We start from the raw sequence: 4562 nt of genomic DNA, 5'->3' as shown, positions 1-4562 counted from the left end.
GGTGGTCGGCGTAGCGCGACACCAGCACATGGGCCACCGTCGCCTCGGTCGGCATGCCGCCCTCGATCAGGCGCGCCGGCGCAGGCGCCTGCACCACCACGCCCGCGCAGACCCGGCAGGCCAGCTTGGGACGCTGCGTCACAAGGACCTGGAACTGGGCTGGGATCACGTCCAACCGCTCCGAGGTGTCGGTGCCGATCTCGACCAGGGCGCCCTGGCAGCACGGGCAGGCGGTGCTCTCGGGCATCAGCACCACCTCCACCCGGGGCAGGTGCGCCGGTAGTCGGCCACGGCCTGCCCGGCGCTGGGCGGTGTTCGTCTTACGCAGCTCGGGCGAGCCCTTCTCCGCCTCAGCCTCGTTGCCGGCCAGGCTCGCCTCGACCTCCTCAAAGGCGAACTGCAACTGGTGCTCGGGCAGCTGCTCCGAGCGTCGCCCGAACTGCATGCGCTGCAGCTTGCCCAGCAGGTGTCGCAGCCGCTCGTTGCGCGCCGCCAGCGCGTCGCGCTCGGCTACCGCGTCGTCCCGTTCCGCCCAGGCCGCCAGCAGCATCGCACGCAGCGCCGCGGGATCCTCCGGCAAGGTCGGTGTGTCGTCAGCAGCGGCGCGCATTGTGGTGCCGATGCTACGCAGGCACGCTCGGCGTGGAAATCCGTTTCGTGCTCTGGACCCGCGTCCAATCGATCCCCGCAAACAGCGCGGCGAACTCCACCTGCGTCAGCCGCAGCGCGCCGTCCACCACCGGCGGCCAGCGGAACGTGTTGGCCTCCAACTGCTTCCAGATCAGCACCAGGCCGCTGCCATCCCACACCACGATCTTGACCCGGTCAGCGCGCTTCGAGCGGAACACCAGCACCACGCCGGAGAACGGATCCTCGCTCAGCACCTCCGCCGCCAGCGCGGCCAGCGAATGCGCGCCCTTGCGAAAGTCAACGGGCTGGCTCGCCAGCAGGATCCGCGCCCCCGCAGGCAGTGTGATCACGTCGCGGACGCCCGGATGGCCCGCAACAGCGTCGTCAACAGGTCCGCGTCGGTGCCCGGTGGGACACGCAGCACAGCGCCAGCCACCTTGACCTCGATGATAGGACCAGGCGCGACCCACGAGGGCACCCGTTCCGGTGTGGCCGCCGGAGCCGCCGANCGGAACACCAGCACCACGCCGGAGAACGGATCCTCGCTCAGCACCTCCGCCGCCAGCGCGGCCAGCGAATGCGCGCCCTTGCGAAAGTCAACGGGCTGGCTCGCCAGCAGGATCCGCGCCCCCGCAGGCAGTGTGATCACGTCGCGGACGCCCGGATGGCCCGCAACAGCGTCGTCAACAGGTCCGCGTCGGTGCCCGGTGGGACACGCAGCACAGCGCCAGCCACCTTGACCTCGATGATAGGACCAGGCGCGACCCACGAGGGCACCCGTTCCGGTGTGGCCGCCGGAGCCGCCGACACGATGGGCACGAAGTCCATCGCTGCTCTGGCTTCACCGGCCATCTCAAGCCGCATCTTGCGACGCCAGCCAAACACCTGCTGCGGGCAGACCTGCCAGCGGCGCGCCACCTCGGTGACCACCACGCCAGGCTGCAGCGTCTCCGAGACAATCCGCGCCTTGTCGTCGTCAGACCAAGTCCGCCGCCGGCCAGGTCCCGTCAGAACCTCAATCCGGCGGTACCCGCTACCCTTCGCGTCGTCCCTAACGTCGTCCATAGCGATAGCTCGAAGCCCTCCGCCCCAAGCCGATCCAGCACAATCAGAACCTACTCTGGAAGACGGGCCTCAAGGCTGCGCTTACNCCTGCTGCGGGCAGACCTGCCAGCGGCGCGCCACCTCGGTGACCACCACGCCAGGCTGCAGCGTCTCCGAGACAATCCGCGCCTTGTCGTCGTCAGACCAAGTCCGCCGCCGGCCAGGTCCCGTCAGAACCTCAATCCGGCGGTACCCGCTACCCTTCGCGTCGTCCCTAACGTCGTCCATAGCGATAGCTCGAAGCCCTCCGCCCCAAGCCGATCCAGCACAATCAGAACCTACTCTGGAAGACGGGCCTCAAGGCTGCGCTTACGACTCAGTTCCGATCCATGCACCAAGGTCGCCGAGAGTGACCCCGTAGGCTTGGTAGGCACGGGAAGCTTGGTCCCAGAGGTATCCTCACGTCGGAGCTTAGTGAGGATGGCGTAGATGTTGGCCGGGGTGCAGCCGTAGAGGGCGGCCACCGCAGCGACCTTCTCTTGGCCAATCTCCACCCGCTCCCGGATCTTGGCATGCTCCTCACGAGGTATTCTTGCCATCTGAGCCTTCCAGCGGAGTGCGGATCACGTCAAATAAGCTGCAGCGCATCGAGCCGGATTCAAGTTTGAGGCGCCGGATTCAAATCTAGGAGGCGGGCCGAATTGGCGGGGAAGGTGGAGCGAACCGCACCAGGTTTCAGCACGTAGCGCTGTGCAGCAACTTCCGCGTCGACCGCAGAATATTGCTTATGTCAACGAACAAAATATCCGGTGGTGTGCAATGCCTTGGATGGTAGCCCGGCGCCAGGCCCTCACGCGCGCCTGGCGGCCACGGAACGGCTTCACTGGTGCGGCCGCGGCTTCTACGTTGCCGGCATGAGCGAGGACATGCCGCCCGAAGACGCGCCCATCTACGCCGGCCCAGGGCGGCCGAAGATCCGGGTTGAAGTCCGCTGCGGCATCTGCCCCAAGGTGTTCGAGGCACGCCCCAGCGAACTCGCCCGTGGCGGGCGTCGGTATTGCAGCCTCGAGTGCAGTTATAAGGCGCGATCACGGAAGATCCCGGCTCGGCCGGCATTTGATGTCGTGAAGCCGCTGCCGCCGATCGATGTCCAGTGTGAGTTGTGCCAGGGCTGGTTCAAGGTGTTTCCCTATCAAGCGCCAAGCCGGGCTCGGAAGGCCCGGTACTGTTCGGTAAAATGCCACCGGGCTACCCCGGCGGCAAAGGCAGCCGGCCGGGTTACCCGGATGACCCAAGTTCTCGATTAGAAAACGCAATGGCACACGATCTTATGAGGCGCTCACTCAACGAACTCGGCGCACCTGCCGTGCACTCGGAACCTCTTCGAGCACCGCAAGAAAGCTAACCTTGTCGATGCTGAGAGCGTTTGCAAAATCGAGAAAGTCTTCAAGCATCAGTCGACGCTCTCCGTTCTCAATTCTCGAAACAAAATCCTGAGTTCGACCGATCGCGCGAGCTAGCTCAGTCTGCGTGAGACCCATGGCAATACGGTGTTGAACGAGAAGTTCTCTGATCCGGAAGGAGCGGGGAGTGCGCCGCAGATGCGGCATGGGGTGCCTTGCCCGAGAACGATGGTCCTCATGGCTAAACGACTTGCGCAATTATGGTGAAACGCCATAATTAGCGGTGGTGGGAGGTCAAGACTGCAGAGATAGCGGAGTGACTTCGCTCTAGCTGCCGTTGATCAAGCAGATCAGTGAGGGACAAGCAGCGATGAAGATCCGAGGCTTCCTCGAGGAGATCGTTGAGGCCAATCCCGGGGGGGTGATCTGGTCGATCCGTGACCCCAGCCTGCCGGGCGAGGAGGGCCTCTATGCCTTGGAGAGCGGGGACGAGCTCCGCGTGCTCGACGGCACGGGCGGCACTCTGTGGGAGGGGATGGTGAGCTTCGACCGGCTGGCCTCTCGGTCCGGCTCCTGCCCTGATGGTGATCTGCTCGCGGAGGATCCCCGGGGCATGTGGCATCACGGCACGCAGCTGGACGTGGACCGCGGGTTCTGGCGCCGCCTCTTCGCCGAGCACCGGCGGGCCGTTCTGCGCCGCGGTCCGCCGAACCCCTGGGACCGAGCTCCGCACCCATTCAGCGGCCCGGCCGACGGCTTGGCAGCGCGCCTCGCCGCGCTGTCGCCGGCACAGGCCGAGGCGCTGCTCAGGAGTGCCCTTGGCGCGTGGCTTGGGTCGGGTGATAGCACAGCGTGGCGCGGCCCGGCTCACGCCTGGGGGCTTGGCCCGGCCGAGGCCCTGGGGCTGCTCGGCCCCTCCTCGGCAGAGGGCGCCGAGGAGGCGGCATCCGATCCGTGCAGGGGCGAGAGGACGCCCCTGCCCTTCTCCCTCCCGCTCCTTGAGCGCCTCGGCCGGCTGTTCGGGCTGAACGCCGCTCTCCTGTGGGGTCTCCCGGACGCTTCGTCGCGGGCAGCCTGGCTGGCGTCGGCGAACGCCCGCCTGGGCGACCTCCCTCCCCTGCAGCTCTTGCTCGGCGGCGAGATGGAGGGGCTCGTGCGGGTGCTGGAGGCGGCCCGCGCTGACCTTGTGTAGCGGCTGGATGAATGCTCCCCGGAAGTGCTGGCTGAAAATTCCTCAGTCCAGCGCGACTGCCTGTGCCCAAGGGCTCGCCCCGGGTCCCAGGCGGCGCCGGCCATGCCCCAGGATGCCGCCCGGCATCACGGGAGCAGCCGGTGGTCACCCTTGGGGAGCTCGTCATGATCCTGGACCTCGCCCGGCAGGGCCTGACCGTCTCGGCCATCGCTCGCCGTACTGGCCACGACCGCAAGACCATCCGCACCTACATTGCGCGCGGCCTGGAGCCGCCAGCGTACAAGCCGCGGCCG

The 4562-nt window shown here is 67.1% G+C and carries 7 protein-coding genes and 1 pseudogene; 2 read left to right on the top strand and 6 right to left on the bottom strand.

Annotated elements, in window-relative coordinates; translation table 11 throughout:
- The 6 genes from EAH89_RS30665 to EAH89_RS30640 all read right to left on the bottom strand — a co-directional run.
- Positions 1 to 610: IS66 family transposase zinc-finger binding domain-containing protein (locus tag EAH89_RS30665; protein WP_194152384.1), on the bottom strand; the 610-nt coding region annotated here is incomplete at its 3' end.
- Positions 611 to 623: 13 nt separating this feature from the next.
- Positions 624 to 980 carry an IS66 family insertion sequence element accessory protein TnpB gene (gene tnpB / locus EAH89_RS30660; protein ID WP_140887953.1) on the bottom strand — a complete coding sequence of 119 codons (357 nt, stop codon included), beginning with the start codon at positions 978 to 980 and terminating at the stop codon, positions 624 to 626.
- On the bottom strand, positions 977 to 1279 hold the full coding sequence (gene tnpB / locus EAH89_RS30655) for an IS66 family insertion sequence element accessory protein TnpB (protein ID WP_161993866.1): 303 nt from the start codon (positions 1277 to 1279) through the stop codon (positions 977 to 979). Before tnpB (EAH89_RS30655) ends, tnpB (EAH89_RS30660) begins: the two co-directional genes overlap by 4 nt.
- Entirely contained in the window at positions 1276 to 1695 is a 420-nt protein-coding gene (gene tnpA / locus EAH89_RS30650; RefSeq protein WP_140887948.1) for an IS66-like element accessory protein TnpA, read from the bottom strand. The genes tnpB (EAH89_RS30655) and tnpA overlap by 4 nt, the downstream gene beginning before the upstream one ends.
- Before the next feature lie 81 nt (positions 1696 to 1776).
- Positions 1777 to 1962: a transposase gene (locus EAH89_RS30645; protein WP_140887945.1), complete on the bottom strand. Its 186-nt coding sequence runs from the start codon at positions 1960 to 1962 to the stop codon at positions 1777 to 1779.
- Between the two features lie 1055 nt (positions 1963 to 3017).
- Positions 3018 to 3284: a helix-turn-helix domain-containing protein gene (locus EAH89_RS30640; RefSeq protein ID WP_140887943.1), complete on the bottom strand. Its 267-nt coding sequence runs from the start codon at positions 3282 to 3284 to the stop codon at positions 3018 to 3020.
- 163 nt (positions 3285 to 3447) lie between these two features.
- On the opposite strand from EAH89_RS30640, the gene EAH89_RS30635 reads away from it, so the two are divergent.
- Together EAH89_RS30635 and EAH89_RS30630 are read left to right on the top strand one after the other, a co-directional pair.
- Complete coding sequence (locus EAH89_RS30635; protein WP_140887940.1) at positions 3448 to 4269, top strand: hypothetical protein; 822 nt, start codon at positions 3448 to 3450, stop codon at positions 4267 to 4269.
- Positions 4270 to 4409: 140 nt separating this feature from the next.
- Positions 4410 to 4562, top strand: a pseudogene (locus tag EAH89_RS30630) (helix-turn-helix domain-containing protein); the annotation flags it as partial.

Source organism: Muricoccus nepalensis, assembly GCF_006438825.1.
GTDB lineage: Bacteria > Pseudomonadota > Alphaproteobacteria > Acetobacterales > Acetobacteraceae > Roseomonas > Roseomonas nepalensis.
The sequence above is the reverse complement of the archived record's forward strand: the minus strand, read 5'-3'. Positions and strand labels throughout refer to the sequence as shown.

Coding starts and splice junctions, on each gene's coding strand:
- tnpA (WP_140887948.1), bottom strand. CDS start 1,695: ATGGACGACGTTAGGGACGACGCGAAGGGTAGCGGGTACCGCCGGATT.
- EAH89_RS30635 (WP_140887940.1), top strand. CDS start 3,448: ATGAAGATCCGAGGCTTCCTCGAGGAGATCGTTGAGGCCAATCCCGGG.
- EAH89_RS30640 (WP_140887943.1), bottom strand. CDS start 3,284: ATGCCGCATCTGCGGCGCACTCCCCGCTCCTTCCGGATCAGAGAACTT.